Source organism: Streptomyces sp. NPDC014734 (genome assembly GCF_043083325.1).
GTDB lineage: Bacteria > Actinomycetota > Actinomycetes > Streptomycetales > Streptomycetaceae > Streptomyces.
Genome location: NZ_JBIBYN010000005.1, coordinates 87,104 through 108,850 on the forward strand (window position 1 = coordinate 87,104; position 21,747 = coordinate 108,850).

13 protein-coding genes are annotated in these 21,747 nt (G+C 71.9%); 4 read left to right on the plus strand and 9 right to left on the minus strand.

The annotated features are described in order from the left end of the window. Window positions 1-2 precede the first annotated feature (2 nt). Window positions 3-2,150, minus strand: coding sequence for a bifunctional serine/threonine-protein kinase/ABC transporter substrate-binding protein (locus ACF1CT_RS11065; protein ID WP_391783519.1), 2,148 nt, complete (start codon window positions 2,148-2,150; stop codon window positions 3-5). Window positions 2,151-2,155: 5 nt separating this feature from the next. Beyond that, window positions 2,156-2,944, minus strand: coding sequence for a hypothetical protein (locus tag ACF1CT_RS11070; RefSeq protein WP_391783702.1), 789 nt, complete (start codon window positions 2,942-2,944; stop codon window positions 2,156-2,158). Window positions 2,945-3,526: 582 nt separating this feature from the next. Between ACF1CT_RS11070 and ACF1CT_RS11075 the strand changes: the two genes are divergently transcribed. Both ACF1CT_RS11075 and ACF1CT_RS11080 read left to right on the plus strand, forming a co-directional pair. Further along, on the plus strand, window positions 3,527-4,036 hold the full coding sequence (locus ACF1CT_RS11075; protein WP_391783520.1) for a GNAT family N-acetyltransferase: 510 nt from the start codon (window positions 3,527-3,529) through the stop codon (window positions 4,034-4,036). 499 nt (window positions 4,037-4,535) lie between these two features. Continuing rightward, on the plus strand, window positions 4,536-4,991 hold the full coding sequence (locus ACF1CT_RS11080; protein ID WP_391783521.1) for a GNAT family N-acetyltransferase: 456 nt from the start codon (window positions 4,536-4,538) through the stop codon (window positions 4,989-4,991). A 30-nt stretch (window positions 4,992-5,021) separates the two neighbouring features. Here ACF1CT_RS11080 and ACF1CT_RS11085 read toward each other — a convergent pair whose 3' ends face one another. Then, on the minus strand, window positions 5,022-5,375 hold the full coding sequence (locus ACF1CT_RS11085; protein ID WP_391783522.1) for a hypothetical protein: 354 nt from the start codon (window positions 5,373-5,375) through the stop codon (window positions 5,022-5,024). Between the two features lie 120 nt (window positions 5,376-5,495). After that, the gene (locus ACF1CT_RS11090; protein WP_391783523.1) at window positions 5,496-6,050 is read right to left on the minus strand and encodes a hypothetical protein; all 555 of its coding nucleotides are present in this window, start codon (window positions 6,048-6,050) and stop codon (window positions 5,496-5,498) included. Window positions 6,051-6,362: 312 nt separating this feature from the next. On the opposite strand from ACF1CT_RS11090, the gene ACF1CT_RS11095 reads away from it, so the two are divergent. Together ACF1CT_RS11095 and ACF1CT_RS11100 are read left to right on the plus strand one after the other, a co-directional pair. Further along, window positions 6,363-8,036 (plus strand): glycosyltransferase, encoded by a 1,674-nt coding sequence (locus tag ACF1CT_RS11095; protein WP_391783524.1) that lies wholly within the window; start codon window positions 6,363-6,365, stop codon window positions 8,034-8,036. Between the two features lie 16 nt (window positions 8,037-8,052). After that, window positions 8,053-11,145: an SGNH hydrolase domain-containing protein gene (locus tag ACF1CT_RS11100; protein WP_391783525.1), complete on the plus strand. Its 3,093-nt coding sequence runs from the start codon at window positions 8,053-8,055 to the stop codon at window positions 11,143-11,145. A gap of 51 nt (window positions 11,146-11,196) precedes the next feature. On the opposite strand, the gene ACF1CT_RS11105 is transcribed toward ACF1CT_RS11100, so the two are convergent. From ACF1CT_RS11105 to ACF1CT_RS11125, 5 genes are all read right to left on the minus strand, one after another. After that, on the minus strand, window positions 11,197-11,856 hold the full coding sequence (locus ACF1CT_RS11105) for a zinc ribbon domain-containing protein (RefSeq protein ID WP_391783526.1): 660 nt from the start codon (window positions 11,854-11,856) through the stop codon (window positions 11,197-11,199). Between the two features lie 179 nt (window positions 11,857-12,035). Beyond that, a complete protein-coding gene (locus tag ACF1CT_RS11110; RefSeq protein ID WP_391783527.1) occupies window positions 12,036-12,512 on the minus strand; it encodes a DUF2690 domain-containing protein in 477 nt (158 codons plus the stop codon). Between the two features lie 263 nt (window positions 12,513-12,775). Continuing rightward, window positions 12,776-14,167 (minus strand): SMI1/KNR4 family protein, encoded by a 1,392-nt coding sequence (locus tag ACF1CT_RS11115; RefSeq protein WP_391783528.1) that lies wholly within the window; start codon window positions 14,165-14,167, stop codon window positions 12,776-12,778. Between the two features lie 188 nt (window positions 14,168-14,355). Continuing rightward, entirely contained in the window at window positions 14,356-14,799 is a 444-nt protein-coding gene (locus ACF1CT_RS11120) for a PH domain-containing protein (protein ID WP_391783529.1), read from the minus strand. Window positions 14,800-14,988: 189 nt separating this feature from the next. Further along, window positions 14,989-21,288, minus strand: a complete 6,300-nt coding sequence (locus ACF1CT_RS11125; protein WP_391783530.1) for an RHS repeat-associated core domain-containing protein — start codon at window positions 21,286-21,288, stop codon at window positions 14,989-14,991. Window positions 21,289-21,747: the final 459 nt, after the last annotated feature.

Genomic DNA, 21,747 nt, shown 5'->3' on the forward strand with positions numbered 1-21,747 from the left:
GATCAGCCCGTCTCCATGGGGGCCGCGCCCAGGTAGCGGAACGCTCCGTCGCGGACGCCGTGGAGGTGGCCGTCGAAGTTCTTCAGCCGGAGCTCCTCGCCGAACGCGTAGGTGCGGGAGATCCCCCGGTACGTGGACGAGGTGATCTTCGCGACCAGCGCGGACCGGGCGGGCGGCCGGTCCTTGCGGGCGAGGGCGGTGACGGCTTCGAGGACCATCCGGGTCGCGTCGTACGCCTCGACGGCCCAGGGGGCGGGGGCGGTGCCGTACTTCGCGCGGTGGGCGGCGGCGAACTCCTTCACGGCGGGGGCGGTGGTGCCGATCCAGGGCGCGACGAACTCCCAGCCCTCGGCGGCGTCCCCGGCCTCCTTCAGGAAGCGGTCGCCGATGGCCGTGTGCATGGCCATGCGCGGGCCCTTGTAGGAGGTGGCGGCGAGCGCGCGGGCGGTGCGGGCGGCCCCGGCCGGGTCCCCGGCGTGGAAGAAGGCGTCGCTCCGGTGCGTGAGCATGTCGTCCACGACCGGGGCGAGGTCGCGGATTCCGGCGGGCACCACGCGCGGGTAGGTGGTGCCGTCCGTGGTGTCGGCGACGGTCCGGTTGAGGTAGTAGCCCGCCAGGTAGGCGGACTGGCCCCCGGCCCGGTCGACGAGCACCCCGAGCCGTTGGACGTCGGGCCGCAGCACCAGCCGGTTGCGGATCGGGTAGGCGAGCGCGAGGTCGGGCGGGACGGCCTGGAAGAAGGACCTCTTCGACCGCGCGGCGAAGGCGGCCTGCTGGGACGAGACGGTGACGATCGGGAGCAGCGCCTCGTCGTAGATGTCGAGCACCGCGGTGGTGACGGGGTCGTCGGTGGGGCCGATGACGGCGAGCACGTCGCGGTCCCGGGCGAACCGCTCGGCGGCCCGCTTGCCCGCGGCGACCCCGCTCCGGTCGTCGGCCGCCATCACCCGCAGCGTGAACGGCTTGTCCTCCCGGGCGTTGAACCGGTCGACGGCGAGCCGCACCCCGCGCTCCTGGGCGCGGCCGATCGCCGCCCGGGGCCCGGACAGGTCGGCCTGCACGCCGATGGCCCAGGTCCGGGGGCCGGTCGCGCCGGAGCCCTGGGGGGTGTCGTCGCGGAGCCATTCGCGTACCCCGAAGGCGGCGCCGCCCGCGACGGCCACCGCTCCGGCGCCCGCGAGCAGGATCAGCCCGCGCCGGGACGGGGCGGACGCGGGGGCGACGGTGTCCGGGGGGTCGACGACGGTGGCGTCGATGCCGGGCAGGGCGAGGGCCTCGGCGGACCGCTCGGCGATCAGCCGTACGACGTTCTCGGGCAGCCAGTCGATCGAGCCGTTCGGGGCGTCCTCGACGATCCGCCCGTCGAGCGCGGCGGCGGTGGGGCGGGCGGCCGGGTCCTTGTCGAGCAGGGCCGTGAGCAGGGCGCGCAGTTCGGGGTCGTCGACCCCTTCGAGGTCGGGTGCCTCGTGGACCGTGCGGTAGAGCAGGGCGTCCACCGCACCGCTCCCGAAGGGGGGCCGCCCGGTCGCGGCGTGGGCGAGGAGGCAGCCCAGTGAGAAGACGTCACCGGCGGGTCCCACGGCGGCGGCGCCCCGGACGGCCTGCTCGGGGGCGAGGAAGCCGGGGGTCCCCACCACCAGGTCCGTGGCGGTCAGCGCGGTGGCGTCGGTGACCCGGGCGACGCCGAAGTCGATGAGCCGGGGCCCGTCGGCGCCGAGGAGTACGTTGCCGGGCTTGACGTCGCGGTGGACGAGCCCCGCCGCGTGCACCGAGGCCAGGGCGCGGGCCAGCAGCCGGCCGAGGACCCGGACACCGCGGGTGGGCAACGGCCCGCACCGGGCGACCGCCTCGGAGAGTGCGGGTCCGGGCACGAACTCGGTGGCCAGCCAGGGCCGTTCGTCCTCCGTGCCGGATCCGGTCACCCGGACCGCCCAGGGGCTGTCGACCCGGCGGGCGGCCTCCGCCTCGCGGCGGAAGCGGAGCCGGAAGTCGGCGTCCCCGGCGTGTTCGGGGAGGATGACCTTGACGGCGGCCAGTTCCCCCTCGGCGGTCCGGCCGAGGTAGACGGCGCCCATGCCGCCGGCGCCGAGCCGCCCGAGCAGCCGGTGTCCGCCGATCCGGGACGGGTCCGAGGACCGAAGCTCGTCCATGTGCCTCAGCCCCTCTTCGTGATGGCGTCGCCCAGCCGGATGAGCATGGCGGACTGGGCCCGGATGCCGATGGAGTCGATCTCGTCGCTCCGCCATCCCTTGGCGCCCCTGGCGGTCACGGCGAAGGTGAACCGGAGGATCCGGTCCTGTGCCCAGAAGTAGGGGTGGGGGCCGCCGAGTTCGTCACTGCGGTACTGGCCGGACTCCATCAGCGAGTCGTCCGAGTTGACCTGGTTGGCCTCGCCCCGGGCCAGGGCTTTCGCGTCGAGTCCGCCGATGAACTCGCCCTGCCGCAACTGCTGCGTCGGGCAGCGCATCGTCTCCTCCAGTGACTCGGCCATCTCCCACCGGGCCCCGTCGTCCGCGCGGTGGACGGTCATGATCGCGGCGAGCCGCAGCGGGCCCTTGTCCTTGGTCGCGGGCATCTCGACGGAGCGGGTGAGGGTGGCGAGGACCCCGCGCCCCGGCGGCTGCTGCCACCACACGCAGTCGGCGCCGAGCACCGGCCAGGTGTCCGGACCGCTCTCGTACGGGGTGCGGGCGACGACGCCGGGGCCGAAGTCCTCGGGGTTGGCGATGACCTTCCCGATGAGGGCGAGGGCCGCCTCACGCGTGGTGGGCAGCCGCGCCGGGTCCGCGTCGATGGCCGACCCGCTTCCGGCGTTGTCCGACGGTGCGGTTTTCGGGCCGCCGCCCGGCCCCGTGCTCGTGGCGGCCGTCCGCGGGTTCTCCCGCGCACCCGAACAGGCCGCCAGCAGCGTGCAGGCCAGCAGCACCGTCCCGCATCCTCGCATCGCCCCGACCCACGACACGATCGGTCACCCCCATCCGTCCGGCACCGCGCCGATGCTACGGCGCCGGATCCGTCCGAGGCGGACCGGCCCGCAACTGTTGCACCATCAAGACCTTTTGGAGACAGGTGAGTTGCCGAAACGTCGGCCCGACGGGAGACGTCGGCCCCATGCCGCCGTCCCCCACTGGACCGGCGTTGACGAACCACAACCGACGGGTGGGCACGCGCCGCCCGCGGCGACTTCCGACGCGTCGGCTCCCGGGCCCGCAAGGGCCTGCCACGCTGTTCGATGTGTCCCGACATCGACGACCGCGTTCCGGCCGCGGTCGTCGACGAACCGATCACCGCGATCGCCCCGGGCGCCGGCCGTGATGCGGTCGCCGAGGCTCTCCGCCGGCCGGTGCCCCACCGTCCTCGCTGTCGCCGGCGAGTGGTCCGGGCCCTTGAGGACGACCCTCGTCCGCCGACCGGGGATGCTGTCCGGCGCCGCATCGTGCCCTGCTGCGGTTCATCGGCCTGCCGCACGAGACCGGGGCCGCCGGTATCGTCCGCCTCTGAGTCCAAAGGCAGGGGGGCAACACAGATGCTGCTACGTGATGTCGAGTACGGCGACGTCGACGCCTACGTCCGGATGCGATGCGACCCGGTCATGATGGCCGAGCTGGGCGGACCGCTGCCTCGCGAAGGCATGGAGGCGAAGGTCCGGCGTGATGTTCGACGGGTGGCCGCGGACACCGACTGGACAAAGATGATCGTGCCGGATGAGACCGAGCCGGACGTGGTCGCGGGAACCGTGACCTTGTGGCCCCACGACGCGGACGGCGAGCGCGTCTCCGAGATCGGCTGGATGGTGCTGCCGGAGCACCAGGGACGGGGACTCGGGAAACAGGGCGTCCGCGCGCTGCTTGAGCTGGCCCGCGACGACGGCCGGTGGGGGCTGATACACGCATTCCCCGCAGCCTCCAACGCCCCGTCCAACGGCATCTGCCGCACCCTCGGCTTCCGGTTCCTGGGCAGGCAGGACGTGTCCTTCGCCGGTCGAATCCTGCAGACCAACCACTGGGCCGTCGACCCTCGCACCGATCTGGGCTGACACGGATCCGCGGCCCGCCGGGGACCCGTGCCGAGCCCCGCGGGCGGAAGGCATCCAGAGAGTTCCCGTACCCGACTCCACCATCGGCCCGCCCCGGCGGACACCGTGCCGCCTTCGCCGCCGAAGCCGCCGCCGAGGAGGAGACCGGACACCTGCGGCCGACCGTCGCCGCCTACGCGGGCCACCAGCGCGGCATCCGGCCCGGCGGACAAGGCACCCGCGACCTCATCGGCGTCTTCAGGACCGCCGGCCAGGCCCTGGAGCGGCACGACGCCGGACCGGTCACCGTCATCGACGACCGGCGTGTCGGGCGTGTCCGCGGAACGAAGGCGAAGACCCTGCGCCTCGGCGTCGGCGACTACTGCCGGTTCTCCGGTCCGGGCACGGCTTCGTGCCCGGAACTCGCCGGAACGCGGACACCGACTCACCGGTGCGGCGCGGGCTCATCGCCGTGAACGGCACCGTCCACGACGGCCCCGCACCTGGCATCGTCGTCCGCATGGACACACACATCAGCCCGCTCCGAGTGAGCGACTACCACCGAATCCTTGCCGATCACCGCCGGTACTGGGGCGAGCGCGACCTGCGGTCGCTGCACGTCCTGGCGCTGGTGCAGGAATTCGGTTCCACGTGCCTGGCCGCCCGGGCCGGCGACGGAATCCGCGGGTACGTCCTCGGCTTCGTCACTCCGGACGGCACCGGGTACGCGCATCTGATCGCCACCCGGGACGACGCCCGCGGCACGGGCCTCGGGCGCGCTCTGTACGCGGCCTTCGCGCGGGCCGCGCAGGCCCGCGGGGCGCGGCGCCTGAAGGCGATCACCTCGGTCGGGAACACCGGCTCGACGGCCTTCCACCGCAGCCTCGGCTTCGAGGCCGAGGTCGTCGACGACTACAACGGGCCGGGCCTGCCGATGACCGTCTTCCGCCGTGAACTCCCGCCCGTCCTCCGGTGATCGCGCCCGGACGGGGCCCCGGCGCCGTGCTCAGCGGAATGCGTGGACGACCTGGATCCGGCCGACGATGTGCGTGTTGAAGGTGTCGAGCTCCTCGGCCGGGACCCAGAGTTCGAGGATCGTCTCGCCACCGGCCCGCCGGACCGGGTAGCGGCGCAGGAACTCCGTGTCGACCTCGAAGCGCGTGACGAAACCGGCGCCGTCGTGCTTCACGTTCCAGTCCCGCGCGATCATGATCGCGTAGTCCTCGTCGAGGACGGGATAGAAGATCGGCTGCTCGGGCAGCCGGGGCGGCCACGCGCTCCAGTCCGACGCGCGGACCAGGTCGAGTTCCGCCGGGCCGGTCGGGCGCCAGAGGGTCGTCGTCGCTCGCGGGGTGGTCATGACACGCACTCTCGGGGATCAGCAATCGGCAGGTTCGGCCGGTTCGGCCGGGCGGGAAGAAAAAGGCTACCGGGCGCCCCGCCCCCTCGGCGAACCGTTTCCGCACCAGGTCGGCACGTGTCAGCGGGCTCCGAGCCGTCCGGCGGCGGCACGGATCTCCTGCACCGCCCCCGGGTGCTCCAGCAGCATCACCCCGACCTCGCGGTCCTCGTGGTGGACGCGCAGCCGCGGGCCGTCGACGACCAGGCGGAGCTCGGACCACGGGTGCCGCCACAGCAGCACGGAACGCTCCCACATCTGCAATCCGCGGGTGGTCACCAGCAGTTCGTACTGCGGACCCTCGTGGAGCGCGGTCGGCGTGTGTTCCGTGTAGGGGGGCCGGACGGTGTAGGTGCCGACCACGTCCTCCCCTGGCTCCAGCGCCTGGTCACGGATACCCGACCGGCGTCCGATCCGCTTCCCGGTCCAGGCCGCGGGCCACACCACCAACAGGGCCGCACCCGCCACCGCCCACCAGGGCAGACCGGCACCGGCCGCGGCGCACACGACCACCACCACGGTGCCGAGCACCGTCGCGGCGACACCGTTCATCTCCGAGCGCCGCATGCGCCCGCTGTCGCGGTTCTCGATCGCGGCCATCGTCAACTCCCCCGCCTCGACATGCTCTTCACGCAACGATCACAACCATACGCGAGCGACACGAACCCGAGTTCGACGGACACCCGGGAGTGGACGGGGACGGCGCCGAACCCGCGATTCACCGGGACGGGGTCCGCCACCGGCGGCGCGGTTCAGGAGTTGGACGACTGTTAACCCCGGCGCGACCTGCTGATTCCCGCACGACACGGACTCCGCGATCAAATAGGTCTGGACCACTTGAGGATCACCGTCCGGCACCTCATTTAACACGCCCTTGACAAGTGGTCTATACCTTTGGCGCTAGGGTGACGTACCTGATGCCACCACATGCTCAGCCATGAGGGACTTATGACGATTCATCATTTACCTCAGCCTCCGTCCGACCACGAACTCCACTGGTACTTCGGCCCGCAGCGCCGCTGGGTGCTGATCGCCTCCTCGCTCGCCTTCGTCCTCACCGCGGCGAGCATGCTCACGTTCGCCCTGCGCACCCCGGCCCTGTGGGCGTTCCTCGCGGTGCTCGCCCTGAACGTCGTCGCCCTCGCGCTCTCCTCGGTCAACAGCCTGCGCCAGCGCAGACTGACCCGGCAGTCGCACGATGTGCTGGTACGCGCCTGGGACCCGCCCCGGCTGCCCACCGTCGATCTCTACCTGCCCACCTGCGGGGAACCACTCGCCGTCCTGGACAACGCCTACCGGGCGGTCGCCGCGGTCGACTGGCCCGACGCGCTGACCGTGTGGGTGCTGGACGACGCCGACCGGGCGGAGGTCTCGGAACTCGCCGCCGGGTACGGCTACCGCTATGTCGTCCGGCCCGACCGCGGTCATCTCAAGAAGGCCGGGAACCTCAACCACGCGCTCACCCTGAGCGACGCGGAGCACATCGCCATCCTGGACGCCGACTTCGCGCCGCGGCCGGACTTCCTGCGCCACCTGGTCCCGTACCTCGCCGATCCGGACGTGGGCATCGTGCAGAGCCCGCAGTGCTTCGACACCGACGAGTCGATGCACTGGATCCAGCGCGCCGCCGGATCGGCCCAGGAGTGGTTCTTCCGGTGGATCCAGCCGTCCCGGGACGCGAGCGACGCGGCCATCTGCTGCGGGAGTAACGCGGTCTACCGGCGCCGTGCCGTCGATCTGGCGGGCGGTTTCGCCCGGCTCGACCACAGCGAGGACCTGTACACCGGGCTCGCGCTCCACGAGCACGGCTTCCGCACGCTGTACGTCCCCGTCCTCGTGGCGAAGGGCACCTCGCCGGACAACCTCGCCTCGTTCGTCAACCAGCAGTACCGCTGGGCGATGGGAAACCTGCACCTGCTGGGCACTCCGGTCCTCAAGCGCGTGGGGGCGCCCTGGCGGATGCGGCTGTGCTTCCACGAGGGGATCATCGGCTACCTGACGACCGCGGTGAACACCTTCGCCGCCCCGTTGCCGCCGCTGGTGATGCTGGTGTGGTACCCGGACGACATCCGGCCCTGGCACGTGCTGCCGCTGCTGGCCCCGCTCTGGCTCTGGCACGTGCTGCTGCCTCGTGTCAGCCGGACCCGCTGGCGGGTGGAGGTGATCCGGGCCAACGTCCTGACCAGCGTCGCCGCCGGTGCCGCCTTCCTGCATACCCTGCGCGGGCGCAGCGCCGCCTGGGTGCCCACCGGCGTCTCGGGCGGGTCGAGGGGCACGATGGCCCGGCGGGTCGTCACCGTCTCCCTCGTCTGGCTCTGCTGTTCCACCGGGGCGGCGGTTGCCGGTCTGGTCCTCGCCGTGCTCCGCAACGGCTGGGCCCCCAACTGGGGGCTTCTGCTCTACCTGCTGGTGCAGTGCCAGATCAACGGTCCCCTGATCAGGGACCTGTTCGCCGAACTGCGCCCCGGAGGAGGGCGCGCGTCCGCACCGGGAACGCCGTCGGCCGCGCGTCCTCTCCTCCCCAGACGCTGGCCCGAGGCGCTGGCCGCCACCACCACTCTCCTGCTCGTCGCCCTGCTCGCGTCCGGCTGGGTCGACCCGATGCTGCCCTGGCTGAGTTGAAAGGCCCGTCACACCGATGTCCCTCATCGTGGCTCCCGGCTTCCGTCGCGGGAGCACCGCACGTCCCGGACCGTCCTCCGACGGCTCCGGCCCCCCGCGTCCCCGCCCGGCGCACCGCGGCACTCCCGGCCCGGGCGCGCCCCGCGCTTCGTTCCGTCCCGACATCGAGGGCCTGCGCGCGGTCGCGGTGCTCGGTGTCCTCGCCTTCCACGCCTCCGTGCCCGGTCTGGCCGGAGGGTTCGTCGGGGTCGATGTCTTCTTCGTCGTCTCCGGATACCTGATCACCGGCCTCCTGGTGCGCGAGGCGGTCGCCACCGGGCGCGTCCGGCTCGGCGAGTTCTTCTCCCGCCGGGCCCGGCGGCTCCTTCCGTCGGCCGCCGTGGTGCTCGCCGCTGTCGCGCTGGCCGGTGCCTGGTTCACCGTCCCGCTGCGCCGCACCGACCTGGAGTACGACGTGGTGGCGGCGGCGCTGTCCCTCGCCAACTGGCGCTTCGTGCAGCAGCAGACCGACTATCTCGCCGCCGGGCAGGACCAGAGCCCGTTGCTGCACTTCTGGTCGCTGGCGGTGGAGGAGCAGTTCTACCTCCTGTGGGCGCCGCTGTTCGCCGTGTGCGCGTACGCCACCGCGGGAGCGGTGCGCAGGGGCCGCGCCGTGCGGTCGGTGGCGACGGTGGTCACCGCACTGCTGACGCTCGGTTCCTTCGCCCTGTCGCTGCGCTGGACGGGCGACTCCGCGCCGATGGCGTACCTCGGAACCCCTTCGCGGGCCTGGCAGTTCGGGATCGGGGCGCTGCTGGCCCTGCTGCCGTGGCACCTGCTGCGCGGACCGCGCCCGCTGCGTCTGCTGTGCGGCTGGGGCGGGGCGGCGGCCCTGCTGTGGTGCATGACGGGGTACGACGCGTCGACCCCGTACCCGGGCCTGGCGGCGCTCGTCCCGACGCTCGCGACGGCGGCGATCGTCCTGGCCGGCATACCCGGCAGGTCCACAGCGGCGGATGGGCCCGGGGCGTCCGGCCGGTCCGTGGTACCGGGAGGGCCCGGGGCGTCCGGCGGGGCCGGGGCACGGGTCCCGGACGCGTACGGCGTCGGCCGCCTGCTGGCACACCGGGCGCCCCGGGCGCTCGGCCGGCTCTCCTACACCCTCTACCTGTGGCACTGGCCCGTGCTGGTGCTCGCCGAGGCCCGTCTCGGACCGCTCGACCGGCCGGACCGGATCGCGCTGACCCTGGCGTCCGTGCTGCCCGCGCTGGCCACCATGCGCTGGGTCGAACGGCCGCTCCGCCGCAACCGGACGGTCACCGAACTCCCCCGGCGCGGGCTGTCGGTGGGCGTCTCGGCGGTCGTCGTCCCGGTCGTCCTCGCCCTGGTGACGGGCACCACGACGCTGCGCCTGCTCGGCCCGGCCGCACCGGTGGACGTGAAGGGCCTGCCGCCCGGCGCGGCCGAGGGCCCGCATCTGCTGGCCCGGGACGGGACACCGTTGCGCGACGGACCCGTCGTGCCCAGCCCGGTGCAGGCACGCGAGGACTTCCCGCCGGACGGAGCGTGCGAGGTGGCGCCGGAGACGACGAGCAGTCCGCCGTGCCTGTTCGGCGCGACGAACAGCGCGGACCGGATCGTGCTGCTCGGCGACTCGCATGCCGGGCAGTGGTTCTCCCCGATGCTGGCGCTGGCGGCCGAACGCGGCTGGGCGTTGCAGGAGTTGGTCAAGCAGGGTTGCCCGTTGCCGGAACTGCCGGTGGTGAACCCGCAGTTGGGCCGCGCGTACCACGAGTGCGACACCTGGCGGGCGGACGCCCTGGCCCGGCTGCGGCAGGGCCCGAAGCCCCGCCTGATCGTTGTCGCGTCCCTGAACCGCTACACCGATGACGAACGGCTCCTGGCCCGTGCCTGGGAGAAGACGCTGGCACCGTTGCGCGCGACCGGGGCCCCGATCGTCTATCTGGAGGACACCCCGGTGCCGGGCACCGACGTTCCGGCGTGCGTGTCCGGCCACCCGGGGGACCTTGGTGCCTGCGCCTTCGACCGGGCCTCGGCCCGGTGGCCCGATCCGGCGGCGCGACGGATCGCGGCCGGCCGGCTGCCCGGTGTGCGGGCGGTCTCGGTGAACGAGGCCCTCTGCCCGGAGCGGGGGACGAGCTGCCCCGCGGTGCGGGACCGGATTCTGCTGTACCGGGACGACACGCATCTGACGAATGTCGCCGCCGTGGTCCTGACGCCCCGGCTCGGACGCCTCCTCATGGACACCGGGGCCCTGCCCGCGCGGTCCGCCGCCGGGAACGCGGGCTGGCGGCGGGTCATGCACGACGACTTCGACGGGCCGGCGGGCGGCAGGCCGTCCGCCGGGCTGTGGCGGTACGACACCGGAACCTGCTATCCCGGCTGCCCGGCCCCGAAGTGGGGCACCGGGGAGGTCGAGACCATGACGGACTCGACGGACAACGTGCGTCTGGACGGGAAGGGCGCGTTGGAGATCGTCCCGACGCGGAGGGACGGCAGGTGGTACTCGGGCCGGATCGAGTCCAGGCGCGCCGACTTCGTCGCACCGCCCGGCGGTGCGCTGCGGATCGAGGCGTCGATCGCGCTGCCGGACGTCACCGGCGGTGCGGCGGCCGGTTACTGGCCCGCCTTCTGGACCATGGGCGCGGAGCTGCGCGACGGGTACACCGGTTGGCCGGGCACCGGCGAACTCGACATCATGGAGTCCGTCAACGGACGCGACACATTCTCCGGCACCATGCACTGCGGCGTCCTCGACGGCGGCCCCTGCGAGGAACCGGTGGGCCTCACCTCGGGCCCCCTTCCGTGCCCCGGCTGCCGCGACGGATTTCGCACGTACGCGGTCGAGATCGACCGGACACCGGGTGCCGAGGAAGTGCGCTGGTACCTCGACGGGCACGTGCGGCACCGGGTGGCGAAGGCCCGGATGGACGGGCCCACCTGGGACCGGGCCGTCCATCGGGGCATGTTCCTGATCCTGAACGTGGCCGTGGGCGGAATGCTCCCGACCGCCGACGGGGCCACGGTGGGCCCGGACACCGAGCCCGGTCACCCGATGCGCGTCCGCCACGTCACCGTCTCGGTGCGGGAGGGGGCGGCCGGGTCCTGACCGCGGGGGCGCCGCACGGCCGTACGCGTGCGGCGCCCCCCGCGCGTTCCCCTACTGGCGCGAACCGCAGCCCGGGCAGAACGCGGACCCCTGGGGCAGCGGCGCATGGCACGACGCGCATTCCGGGTTCTGGGCGAGGCGGTGACCGCACCCGGGGCAGAAGGCGCCGCCGTGGGTCTCCGTGCGGCACTGCGGGCAGACGAGTTGCCGGGGTGTGGAGACGTTGTAGCCCTGCCCGGCGGTCTGCCCCGCGGCGTAGGCCTGGTCGGAGACGAAGTCGTTGAGCCCGCGCCTGCGGGCCGCCTCCGCCTCGGCGGCGGTGTCGGGAGCGCACTGGAGGCAGAGGCCCTGCTCGGCGTTCCAGCACCGTCCGCAGTCGTACGAGGTGCAGCGGGGGCAGCGGTTGAAGTGCCCTCGCGCGTTCTCGATCGCGCGCTCGAACGCGGCGTCCCGCGCACCGCCCCAGGTGGCGCCGGCCAGCCCGTCGGCGGCGTTGTTGATCGTGTTGGCGCTGCCGCCGAGCAGCCCCCATGCCGCGCTCACGCCCTTGCCTATCCAGCCGGCCGCCTGACCCGATCTGAAGGGCTCGAACGGCGAGCGCCAGGTGTCCGAGCAACGCTGGCAGCAGAACTCGAACTGGAATCCGGCGCCGGTGCCGTGCTGCTGCGACAGATCGCTGTAGTTGTTGCTGAAGTAGATTTCTTCGGCCACGTCTGAAACCTCTGAACCCTCGTGTCGGTCGGCCAATTATCCTCGAAGGTCATGATGACAACCGTCGGCGACCGTGGTGCACCGGGTGGGTCATGGTTTGGTAATCCCCTGCCGGGCGCCGGGTGCTGCGACCCGCCCCGGGTCCGTGTCGGCCCGCCCGGCGCCCGTCCTTCACCCGGTCAGTGCCACGGGGTGCAGGCCCACTTGCCGCCCGAACCGTAGTGCTCGACACAGGCCCGGTACTGGTAGCTCGACCACACCATGGACGTGTACATCACGCGGTTGAAGGAGGCGCTCTCCACGTAGTTCAGGCTCTTGGCGTTCTTCTTGCGGGCCTGGAGCCCGAACCGGTATCCGTCGAAGCCCTTGGGAACGTAGGCCCAGGCCGAACTGCACCGTGCCGACACCCGCAGTTGGACCACGGGCCCGCCACCGGCGGAGTGCGCGTGGTCGAGGGTCTCGGCTCCCCGGTCGCACGTGGTGACGTGCGGGTCCTTCCCCGTGCACGACGCCCCCTTGCACCCGGCGGCCGATGCCCGGGCTCCCGTCGCCCCGGGCCCCCCGCCGGACATCGCCGCGGCCGGGGCGGACGGCAGCGCCAGGACGCCCGCCACCAGCATGGCCGCCACCGCGGTCCCGATCCTCGTACGCGCCATCAGTCGTCTCCCTGTCGGTCGAAGCTGGTGCTGCGACCGGGAAGGTTCACCGGCTCACGGCAAACCCTCCCGGTCACAGCACCGGGTCGGGGAACTGTGTAGCGGTGCACACGGCCCGTCGGCCCCCGATCGGCCGTTCCGTCCCACGAAGGGGTGACCGGAGTGCCTGCGTGGTCGGGCACGGGTGTACGAACCCGCACCGCCGGCCGGCTCGCGTCGTCGTCCGGGACGCCGCCGGAACCGGCCCTCGGCCCTCGCGGCCCTCAGTCCCGCGGCCCTCGGCCGACCGGGCCGAGGTCTCCCTCGACGATGGTGCGGGCGATCGGGGGACGGTCGCACAGGCCGAGGATCTCGTTGGCGAGGTCCGCGATCACGAGGGGGTCGTGATCGCCGCGCACCTCGATGGCGGCGGCCGAGAGGCCGCGCGGTACGGCGTCGGCGTCCAGGAGGGCGCGCCACTCCTCGGGGCCGAGTTCGAGGAACTCCAGGCCGGTCAGTTCGGCGATCTCCAGCGGATCGGCGAGCGTGCCGGGGCAGGCGGAGAGGGTCCGCAGCCGGGGCAGCCCGACGACCGGGGCGAGGCCGACCGGTTCGTCGTCCCGCACACCGATGCCGAGGACCTCCAGGGCGGGGTGGGCGGCGGCCCGGACACTCGGCAGGCTCCGGATGTTGACCCGGGCCACGGCCGGGGTCTCGTCGCCGCCCCGGCCGTGCCCCCGTTCGCGGTACCGGCCCGCCACCAGGTCGGTGAGGGAGTCGGCGATCAGTTCGGCGCCGATGTTCTCCTCGTGGCTCAGCATGACGATCTGCCCCAGGTGCCCGCGCGGGCCCGGTGTCAGGTCGAGTGCGAGCCGGTCGCCGCCGCCGTTGTCGCCGAAGGCGATCCAGCCGGGCGATCCGACCAGCCCCTGCACCCGCGCGTCGGGCGGGGTGACGACGGCTTCCATCGCCCCGAACTCCCACAGGCAGGAACGGGAGCGGGCGTCGGCGACGTACAGCTCGTCCAGGGGGAGCAGCTCGCAACCCACCGCCCGGCAGTGCTTCTCGGCCGCCTCGTCGTCGCCCCAGTCCTCCCAGTGTGCCCGCGTCACCCGGTAGACCGCCCTGAGTTCCTCGGGCAGCGGCATGCCGAGCCGGTCCTCCGCGGCGGCGATCTCCCGCTCGGTCGCGCCGACGGCGTCCGGCAACCGTTCACGGAGCACGCGCTCCAGCAGCGCCGGATCCGCCGTCGGTGCCGGTGCGGCCCCCGCCACCACCTCGGGAAGGCGGCGCCATGGCTCGGGAACGGCGTCCTCCACAAGGACGAGCGAGCCCGGGTACGGACCCGTGCCGAACTGCACGGCGGGGCCGAAGTCGAGGAGGTGGAGCACCGCCTTCCCGCCCGGCGCGATCTGCGCCACGAACGAGACGCCCTCCGCGCCGCCCTCCGCGAGTGCGCTCCGCACCCGCTCCACCGCGTCGAACTCCGCCTGCATGTCGTCGACCTGGGCGGCCCGTCCGCGCGGCGGCGAGGGCCTGTGCACGGGCACGCTCCAACTGTCCGTACTGATCTGCCCCGACACCTGGCCGTCGGGGGCGGCCAGGCGCTCCTGGTTGCTGTCCCGCAGGAGCCGCAGCAACGGCTCCCAGGTCGCGAAGTCGTGGATCGGGGACAAGGGGGTGGCCTCCGGTCGTTCCGGTGAACGTGTCGGAGGCGATTGTCCCGGACGCGTTCCCGGCGGCTCCCGGCCCCCCGCCTCGCCCCCGGAGCGCCTCGACGGCCGGGAGCGACGTGTGCGGGGGCCTGTGGTCCGGCGGCCGTTCCGGAACGGCCGGTCACGAACAACCGTTCCGGAACGATCGGTCAGGAGGCGCCGAGCGCCATCCAGAGGGCGCCGGTCCCGGCCGTCACCGCGCACAGGACGAGGGACAGATCAGCGATCCGGCACCGTGTCCACCGGACCTCCGGTGCCGGCTCCGTACCGTTCGCCTCGGAGCCGGAGCGAAGCCAGGCGTCGATGCTTCGGCCCGCCCGGTCGCTCGTCCCTCTGAAACGGTCGACGAGAGAGCCTCCGAAGGCGAACACCGGGATCGTCCGGTGTCCGTCGAGTTCCAGCTCCAGCGTGCCGTCGTCGGTGACCGAGACGGACCGGATCGCGTTCCGGGCCATGGTGTGGGTCCGGAACGGGTTGATCACCTGGAGCGCGTCGTCGTCCAGTATCACCTTGCAGCTCGCGACCCTTCCGATGATTCCGGCGAGCGCCAGATACACCGGAATCCCCTGCCATCCGGTTCGGAAGCCGTTCACGGAACTTACCTTGTGGACAGCGGCGATCGTGACGATCCCCAGACCGAGGACGAAAATCCCGGAAAGCACCAGCCAAGATGTGCGCCTCAGCACTGCCGAATTCATCGCTCCATGCCTCACTGTGTTTCGTTCCGGTCACCCGGGTGGCCCCTGAGAGGCTACCCGGGTGAGGGGACAGTCCTTCCTCGTTCAGCAGGCTCCTACGGCGTTGCCCGGACTCGCGGCGCCGGCGCCGCAGAAACTCCCTCCCAGTCCGGCGTTGATGCTGATGTTGGCGTAGGTGGCGCCCACGTCGAGCGTCTTGCGGTATCCGTAGATGGTGACGTTCTCCGCCTGGTGCACCGTCTGGACGCGGTTGCGGCTGACGAAGGCGGACCCCCGCCAGCTTCCCCCGATCATCCGTGCCGCGACCCCTCCGCCGATGGTCCAGGTCAGGCTCTTGGCCGCGGCGGCGTAGTTCCAGCTTCCCGTGGTCAGGCCGTCACCGAGGAATGTCGCTCCCACGATGCCCACCCCGAGCACGGTGCACGCACCGGCCGAGACGATGAGACAGGCCCCGAATCCGACGGCGGGCAGAACTCTGTTCTTCCAGCCGTCCCAGGTTCCGAACGTGTCCTTCAGCCCGGATTTGGTCTGGCCCCAGGCGGCGCCCCAGTTCCCCTTCTTGATGTTGCCCCAGATGCCGTCCTTCTTGCGGCGTTCCTCCTGCGCCTTCTTCGCCTGGGCGGCAAGCTGTGCGTCGACCTTCTTCCGGGACGCGGCGGCCTGGGCGGTCCGCTTGCGGGCGTAGCTGTCGTCGATGAGGTAGTGGGACGGGTTGGCCCGGTAGGCGGCGTACTTCTTGCGGGATTCCTTGTCCTTGAGCGGGGTCTGGTTCCAGACCCACTTTCCGTTCTTGTAGACGTAGCCGGCGGACATGCCGCGGTCGGCGGCCCATCGGTCGTCGGACGCCTGGCCGCCGTCGGTGGGGCCGAGCGGGCGCAGCCCGTCGGGGTCGGACTTGGTGACGGGGCTGTTGTGTGCGTAGGCGTACGCGTTCATCTGGGCCGGCTCGTCGACGTCGATGACCGGGTCGACGGAGAGGAAGCGTCCCAGCGTGGGGTCGTACTCGCGGGCGCCGAGGTGGACCAGCCCGGTCTGGTCCCGGGTGCCGCCGACGAAGCCGCGGGTGCCCGGGATGGTCTCGGTCTGCTCGGAGCGCAGTTCGCCGAACGGGAGCTGCTTGCGCCGGGTGATCGCGAGGGTGGTCATGGCCACGGCGGCCATGGACGTGCCCTGGTGGTCCGGGAGCAGGAAGGAGAAGTCGTCGCCGGTGCGGACCGCGACGGTCTCGTCCTCGTGGGTGTAGTAGCGCACCCCCTCCTTGGTGCCGTTCGCGGCGATCTTGAGTTCGTTGCCGCCCGGCAGGGTCAGGGTCTGGCTGCCGTCGGCGTCCTTGGTGATCAGGCGGTTGCCGTCGGCGTCGTACTGGTAGCCGGTGGTCCGGCCGCCCTCGGTGAGGGTGGCGAGGCTCCCCTCGTCGTCCCAGGTCAGGTCCTGGGTCCTGGCGCCGATGGTGCGCCGGGTGGTGTTGCCCGCCTTGTCGTAGGCGAAGGCGCTCTGCTGTCCGTCGAGCGCGCCGCCCTTGACCGAGGTCGTCTGCACGGCGTGCGGCAGACCGGTGCCGGGGGTGTTGTGGCCGTAGGTGGTGGTGGCGTCGGAGCCCGCCAGGGCGCCGGTGCCGTGGTCGGTCCGTCCGGTGCGGTTGCCGACGGCGTCGTAGGCGAAGGTCTCCCAGTAGGAGTCCGGCCCGCCCACGGTGGTCGCGGTCGGCGCGGCGGCACAGTCCTCCGTCGCCGTCCACGCCTCGGACAGGCGGCCCAGGGCGTCGTTGGTGAAGCACTGGGTGTCGGTGGTCTGGTCGGCGTCCTGGCCGGAGGCGGTGGTGATGCCGGTGATGCCGCCCGCTTCGTCGTAGGCGTAGGACGTGTCGTCGATGCGCTGCGGAACGAGGTCGCGGTCGGTGGTCTGCCGGATCACACGGCCGGTGAAGGCGTCGTAGACCCTCGTCCGGTAGACCTTCTTGTCCAGGGTGCCGTACTCGGTGCGCACCGGCCGCGAGAAGACGTCGTGGGAGGTGGAGTTGACGAGGGTGATGGCTCCCGCGGTGGTCGTCAGCGGCAGGTTGCCCTCGCCGTAGACCGTGGTCTGGCGCTCACTGGGCAGGTTGCCGACGGCCGGGTGCTTGATCCATTCCCGGGCGCCGGTGTAGGCGTTGTAGCCGAAGGTCCAGGAGTACGTTCCCGCGAGCGCGCCTGCCTCGGCCGGGATGGTGGCGGTGCTGGCGGTGGGCTGGTAGCGGTCGTCGTAGGCGGTGACGGCGGAGGTGTACTCCTTGCCGCCGATGTAGCGGACGCTGTCGGCGGCCTGGCCCTTGGCGACGGTGTCGTAGGTCCACTTGGCCAGGGGGGTGTCGCCCTTCTTCAGGCTGGTGCGGCGGCCGAGTTCGTCGTAGCCGGTGGTCAGCGCGACGCCGCGGGCGTCGGTGGCCGTGGCGGCCCGGCCGAGCCGGTCGTACGTGGTGGTCGAGGCGCCCTTGTCGGGGTCCTCGGTCCGGGTCTCCTGTCCGCGGGCGTCGAAGGTGTGGGTCCAGGTGTTGCCCGCCGGGTCGGTGATGGTCAGCGGCTCGTCCCACTTGCCGTAGGTGTACGTGGTCGCCTGGGACGTGGTCCGGGCGGCGTCGGTGTACTCCAGGCGCGACGTGGTCCGGCCGCGGGCGTCGGTGATCACGGTGGTGGCGGTGCCGCCCGCGGGCGGGATCACGGTCGTGCGGTCGCCCTCGTGGACGGTCCGGGTGCGGTACTTGTCGTCGCCGTAGGTGCGGGCGATCGCGTCGGTGACCCTGCCCACGCCGTCGTAGACGTTCTCGGTCACGGACGGGACCTTGTTGTCCGCGCCGGACACCAGCGTCCTGGAGGGCGCGCCGTCGGTGTAGTACGCCGCGTACGTCTTGTACGCGTCGCCGCGGCTGTTGTAGAGCGTCTCGGTCACGACGCGGTTCTTGGTCCCGATGGCCGGGGCCTGGGTCTCGCGTTCGCGCAGCAGCCCGTCGAACAGCTGGTACGAGGTGGTGTACGAGCCGTCGTACTGGAGCGTCCTGGTGGAGACGGCGTTCGCGTCGGTCCTGGAGATGGTGTAGCCGTACTCGGTGGAGGGCTGCTTGGCGTGGTCCGCCTTGGACCAGCCGACGCCCCAGACCCTGAGGGTGCGGCCGAGGCCGTCGTGTTCGGCGTCGGTGCGCTTGCCGTTGGGGTCGGTCACGGCCGTGGGCAGACCGCGGGCCGGGTCGTTCTCGGTGGTCGTGACGTGGCCGAGCGCGTTGGTCACGGCCGTCGAGGTCGGGGCCTCGATGGTGGTCGGGGTGTAGGCGGTGGTGGTGGTGTTGTCGTCGGCGTCGGTGTCGGTGAGTTCCCGGCCGTGGAGGTCGTAGGTGTGCCGGGCGGTGGTGAGGTAGCCGGTGCCCTTGTCGTCCTGCTCGTCCAGGCGGGTCACGTCACCCTTGACGGGTGCGGTGTCGAGGGCGGTGGCGCCGTCGTAGTAGTGCCGTTCGACGGAGATCAGGTCGGCGGGCAGTGCGGGGGTCCTGTCGCAGGCGACCGCTGTCTTGCGGACCTCCTTGACGAGGGTGAGGAGGTTCTTCTCCGTGTTGCGGGCGTACGAGGTGGTGGTGCAGACCTCGTCGCCGGACTTGGCGGTGTCGCCGAGGTCGGATTCGGTCAGCGGCAGACCGTAGGCGTCGAAGGTGCGCACGGTGCGGGTGGAGCGCCAGCCGTCGCCGACCGCGGTGCGGCTGGTCTCGGACTTGCTGCCGGTGGCGTACGCCGTCAGGGCGGAGAGCCCGGTGCGCTTGTGGGTCGCGGTGGCGGCGCCGTGCCAGGGCTCGTACGCGGTGGTGGTGACCAGCTTGCCGCCGTCGCCGTTGTACGTGGCCTCCTCGCGGGTCATGCCCGCGAACGCGTCGTGGTCGGTGACCTTGACGCCTTCGTGGTCGGCGACCTCGGCGCCGTCGATGCCGCGGAAGTAGCGGTATTCCTTCAGCGTCTGCTTGCCCTCGGCGGGTGCGCCGGTGCGGACCTGGACGCGCCCGTAGCCCTTGCGGTCACCGTAGGTGAGGTGCTTGGCCTTGGTGAACTCGTCCTCCTCCTTGGCCCAGGCCATGCCGTCCAGGTACTTGTAGTCGGTCTCCTTGACCGGGGCGCCGCCGGTGTTGTCGGACTCCAGGACCTGGGTGGCGACGTAGGTGTGGAACCAGTCGAGGTACGGCTCGTACTCGGCGGCCGGGGCGTCCGGCGGCGACCACATCACCGGGTAGCAGCGCCGGGTGTTGGAGGCGGGCTTGGGTACGTCGCCCGCCTTGCAGTCGCGCTCGGAGTAGGTGACGCCGATGGTGCCGCCGGTCTCGGTGTCGATGCCGTAGACGCGGTAGCGCACCAGTGGCGGGACCGGGTCGGGGCGACCGCCGGTGGTGGCTCCCTCGACGCGGTTGGCGAGCTGCTGGCCCTTGAAGGTGACCGCGGGCAGTGTGGTGTCGCCGGTGCCGGTGTGCCCGGTGCGGGTGATCGACTCCAGCCACAGCGCGGGGTCGGTCCCGTCGCCGGTGGGGGGGAACTTCTGGTCCAGCTTCCAGGTGTCGACGGGCTTGTAGGCGCCGCCGGTGAGCACGGAGGTGTCGATCTGGGTGAGTCGCTTGCGGCTCCAGAAGGACGGCGAGTAGCGGTCCTTGCAGGTGTCCCCGGCCTTGCAGTACCGGTCGAAGGGCACGTCCGGCCAGTTCTTGGCGTGCGCGGAGTCGAAGGTGCCGCAGTCGCTCAGGCACCGTTCGGACACCTTGAAGTCGACCCGGCCCGCCGCCTTCTTGCCGTACATGGTGTCGGAGCGCAGCCCGTAGTCGATGTGGTCGAGGTGGCCGCCGCGGTCGTAGACGGTCGCGGTGGAGGCGCCGGTGTCGGCGTTGACGTCACGGCCGTAGTAGTTGGTCTCCTTCTCCCAGTAGTAGGCCATGGCGTCGGAGTGCGGGTCGACGACGTAGTCGAGGTTCCACCGCCATGCCTGCTTGCACCAGGAGTCCTTGAACGCGCTCGCGTGGCACGGCTCGTCGGCGTGGTTGCCGAACACCGGGACGGTCCAGGTGGAGTTGGTCTCCGGCTTGCCCTCGGTCCAGCCGGGCAGCCGGTTGTAGCCGAAGTAGTAGCGGGTGCCGTCGGGGGTGGTGACGCGCCAGTACTCGCCGTCGTTGTCGCCGTTGCCGCGGTTGGCGCTGGTGAGGCGGTCGATCTTGGTGCCGTCGTCGCTCTGGAGGTGCCACTCGCCGGAGGTGTCGTCCTTGACGAGCACGTTGGACTGGCCGCCGAGGTTGAGCACGGCGTTGTCGGTCTTCCAGCACAGGTCGCCGCTCTTGTCGGTGCCGTTGCCGTCCTTGACGTCGTCGGCGCACGAGATGTAGCGGCGTTCGATGTAGCCGGGTTCCATCGACCAGCCGTCACCGATCCAGTTGGACTGGTTGTTCGTGGCGGCGGTGCGTCCGTCGACGGCCTGCGAGGAGTAGGACAGGCTGAGTTCGGGCTCGGCGCCGCCGGGTACCTCGGGGGTGGCGATGTCGTACGTCCAGGAGAAGCCGCCGTTCGAGCCGCCCGCCGACCAGGAGGCGGACGGTGCCAGGGACGTGGCCGCGAAGTCGCCGGAGGCACCGGACGCGGCGGCGGTGGCCGCCAGCAGGACGGTGCCGTCGCTCGCGGACAGACCGCTCGCCGACCGCGCCGCGGCGGGGGCGTTCGTCACCGGCGCGGTCCTCGCGTCGGCGGCAGAACCCGTCGCCGCGAGCGCGACCGACGCCGACAGTGTGGCCTTCTTCGTGTCGTTGACCGTCTTCAGCGGTGTGCTCGTGCCGCAGCCCTTGCCGTCGGGCGCGGAGAGCGCGCACGACGGGAGCTGACTCAGCGTCAGGCGTGAGGCCCAGTCGCCGCCGAAGGCGTTGCGGAACGCGGAGTAGTCGACCTCGACGTCGACAGCGCCCGCGACTGCGTCCAGCGGGCGCACGGCGAGCACGACGCCGTCGACGCCGAGGGCCCCGGCGGCCCGCTGGTCCAGCACCTGGACCTGCGCCTGCCGGGGCCCGGACGCCGACGCGGCCCTGCCGGAGGCCGTCTTGCCGGTCGCGGAACGGCCGATGCGGACGGGAGTTCCTCCGGCCTCGGCGGTGCCCTCGGCGGGCAGGTCGACCGTGGCGGTCGCCGCCTTCGGCCAGGTGGCCCTCCGCTTGCTCTTCGCGGCCTGTCCGGCCGTCTGATCAGGCCTGGAGATCCGGTGTTCGACCACCCCGGAGGTGGGCACCGGGTCCGGTTTCCTCAGCCCGGCCAGTGACAGTTCGGCAGCGGCGGCCACCGGGCCGCCCAGCAAACTGGCCAACAGGTAGGCCACCAGAGAAAGAGCGACCCAACGTGCCGCACGCATACGTCTGTTGACCGCACGGCCGGGTAGCCGGAACGGTCTCGCCCGCAAAACTGACACCGAGTTTTCCCCCACAGAATATTCATAAGGATGGAGATCTCGGAGAACCTAACACCATGCAATGACCACGTGAAGAGAAGTGCGTGAACGAACCGAACAAATCGGTGATCGCCATCAGCAATCCAAAGGACACCCGCCATAAGGAGACACAACCCCCGAACAGCGCAAACAATCCCAGTCCACGTCATCCACCCGCGACGATCCGGGGAAGCATGAACGCAAGGGCCCCAAATTCAGACATAGTTGGCCATTGAATACGTTTCATGACTCATCGCTCCCCATTCATTCCGCAGCCTGAGCGGGCAAGGTTGTAAGGTGCGCGGAAAATCATGTACGAATCGAAAAGGAGCCGTAATGAGCCCCCAACGGAGACGGCTGAGATCCGGCCGTCCTCGCCGCATG